Annotated in this window: 2 protein-coding genes; both read right to left on the bottom strand. The window is 71.0% G+C overall.

The features are described 5' to 3' along the window. Positions 1-2,326, bottom strand: a 2,326-nt coding sequence (locus F3J18_RS36400; RefSeq protein ID WP_166916988.1) for a GNAT family N-acetyltransferase, incomplete at its 3' end; no start/stop codon positions are given. 18 nt (positions 2,327-2,344) lie between these two features. Further along, a partial coding sequence (locus F3J18_RS36395) for a phosphopantetheine-binding protein (RefSeq protein WP_345892548.1) occupies positions 2,345-3,025 on the bottom strand: 681 nt, incomplete at its 5' end.

Genomic DNA, 3,025 nt, shown 5'->3' with positions numbered 1-3,025 from the left:
CGTCCGGCGAGGCCTGCAGCGCGGCGCGGCGCGCGCCGAAGCGCTCGCGCGCATCGCGCAGCACCGCCTGCAGCGCGACGGTGCCGAGCCCTCGCCGGCGCCGCGCCTGCGAGGTGCTGACGTCGAACACATGGGCGACCTCGTCGGCCAGGTAGATCGCGACGGTGCAAACCGGCTGCCCGTCCAGCTCGCCGACATAGAGCTTGAGCGGTTCGTCGGCCGCCAGGCCGAGACCGGCGGCGTGCCGGTAGAACGTCTCGACGCAGGGATCGGGCGGCACGAACAGCGCGCCGATCAGCGTGCCGAAGCTCGCGATGTCGCCGCCCTCGCCGATCTGCCGGACCCGGAAACCGCTCGGCGCGCCGATTTCGGGCAGCACGGCCAGGTCGGCGAGCATGCCGACATCGGTCTCCTCGTGCTCGAAGCCCACCTCGGCCAGCGCACGCCGCAGCGAATCGTCGGTCGCGCGATCGCACACCCACCACGCGGCGGGCAATCCCGCCTTGCCGAAGCCGCCCGCGATTTCCGCGATGCGCTCGGGATGCGTGAGCGCGCCGGGCGCGCTGATCACGAGATTGAAGGTGTCGGTCGGCAAGCCGCTGTTCACGACCTGGTGGCCGTCCTGCTCGTACACCCGCATCGCGGCGCCGATGCGGCGCGGCAGATAGCCGTTCTTGTGCTTCATGCCCTCGATCAGGGTGGCCAGCTCGGCGTCGGGCGCGCCCTGGCCGGCCGCCGGCGCGCGCAGCGTGATGTCCACGCATCCGTTGAGCAGGCAGGCCTCGACGCCGGCCTGGCGGCAGGCCTCGATCATCTTGCGCGCCTCGCGCATGGCGAGCGAGGTCTCGTCGTATTCGAGGCTGCTGATGAAGGTGAGCCAGGGCTCCTGCGCCATCGCGTAGATGAACACGCGCTGTGCCCCGATGATCCGCGCGAGCCGGAAACCCGCGGCGGAATCGGAGCCGTTCAGGCGCCGGCTCTCGTCCATCGAGCGCGCGATGCGGGTGTCCAGCATCGAGCCGTACAGCCAGGAGACCGGCGCGCCCTCGCACTCCATGCCGATGAACAGCGTGTCGATGCGCCCGTAGCGCGCGCGGATCCGTTCGTAGAGCCGATCGTCGAGATTGTTGCTGTCGGCCACCATCAGCACGCGCCGCTGCGGCGTTTCCACCAGGAAGCCGAGCTTGCTGCGGATGTCCAGGTCGCCATGCTCGCCGAGGAACGGCACCGCGTGCAGCGTGCCGTTGCGCAGCGGCAGTGCATCGAATTCGCTCATCACCACCACGTTCGCGAAGCCGAGCGCCTGCGCGACGTGCTTCATCGACGGATCCATCAACTGGCCGTAGGTGTTCTGCGGCAACACGATGGTCTTCACGCGGTCGCGCAGCTGCAGCAGCGTCTCGAGCACGAAGTGGTCGTGATGCGAGTGCGTGATCACCACGTAGTCGATCACCTCGGGCAGGTCCTCGTAGGTGAAGCGCGGCGACTGGCCGTCGAAGGCGTAGCTGACCAGCGGATCGAACAGCAGGTTCTCCGCGCCGGTCTGCACCAGTACGCAGGCGTGGCCGAAATAGCGCACGCGCGGCTCGTGGGGCTCATTGCGCGGCGCCGGCGGCGGCTCGCTGGTGAACAGCGCGGCCAGCGCCTCCATCTCGGTGCCGGGCGCGCGGCGCGCGAGCAGCGCGTCGAACTGGTCCTGGTCCAGCCCGTGCCGGCGTGCCGCGGTCAAGGCGATCGCGAGCGGATCGGCGAACGGCAGGTCGAGCAGCACGTCGCCGCTCGACGGCAGGCGCGGCGTGCTCAGGCAGAACGGCCGGCTGTCGTCGGACTGCGGCGCGAGCGCGAACGACTGCAGCGCGCGCGCCTCGTAGGCGTCGTAGAACAAGGCTTCCATCAGGCGCGGATAGGCGTGGTTGCCGCGTTGATACGCCAGCTCGACCAGGCCGCGCAGGCGCTGCGGCAAGCGCGCGTAGAAGGCGTTGAGCGTGTGGCCGTCGGCCTCCTTGAGCGTGAGGGCGAGCGCGTCGAGGTCGTCGGCCAGGCCGAGCAGCGCCGCGCCGTCGGCGCGCGTGCTGTCGATCAGCGCCTGCATCGCCGGCACGTCGTCGACGGCGAGCCCCTGGGCGAACGGGCCGCCGCGCATGCGCGGATCGTCGGCCGCCTTGCCGTGCAGCGCGGGATGCTGGACGAACGAGGCCATGATGGCGAGGTGGTGTCGTGTCAGGTACGCGGCGGTCGGCGGATAGACGAGCCAGGGGTTGGCGTGCCAGCGATTCACCAGCGGCTCGATCTTGACGTGCTTCTTCAGGAAGTATCGGGTTGTCACGGCTCTCTCTCGTTGATCTTATAGGTTGTCGAATTGCTCGGCCTCGAATGCCGGCGCCGGCGTCGAGGCCGCCGCGGGGGCATGCGCGAGGCCGGCCGCGAGCCCCAGGCGCTCGCCCAGCAGGCGTGTCTGTCCGGCCACGCTCGGGGCGTCGTAGCAGTCCACCACCTGCATCGGCAGCGCGTGCGTCGCGCTCAGCTGCGCCACGCACTGCGCGACGGTCAGCGAGTTCGCGCCCTGTTCGAACACGTTGTCGATGCCGCGCAGCGCGGGTTGCCCGAGCAGCCCGCGCCATTGCGCGAGCAGCAGCGCTTCGAGCGCGATCAGGCTGGCGGGCGGCGCACTGGTGGCCGCTTTCCCGGTGCCGGCGGTGCCGCCGGCGTCGCTCGTGCGCCCCGCCTCGATCCAGTGGCGCTGCCGCTCGAACCGGTAGGTCGGCACCGCCACCGGCGGCCGGACCCGCGGGCCGGCCGAGGCACGGAAGTCTAGCGCAATACCGGCGCGCCACAGTAATATTTGTAAGTCGATTTCGGCCCGTGCCGGCTGCGCTTCGTCGCTCCCCAGGCCGGCGCCGTCGGTGCCCGTCACGCGCCACGCGCCGTCGTGCACGTCCAGGCGCAGCGGCGATGCATCGTCGTGCCGGATGCCGAGCGCGGCGAGCCGGGCCGCCAGCGCATCGGGCTGGCCGCCCGGCTGGCC

Source organism: Burkholderia sp. Ax-1720 (genome assembly GCF_011753035.1).
In the GTDB taxonomy this organism is placed as follows: domain Bacteria; phylum Pseudomonadota; class Gammaproteobacteria; order Burkholderiales; family Burkholderiaceae; genus Burkholderia; species Burkholderia gladioli.
The sequence above is the reverse complement of the archived record's forward strand: the minus strand, read 5'-3'. Positions and strand labels throughout refer to the sequence as shown.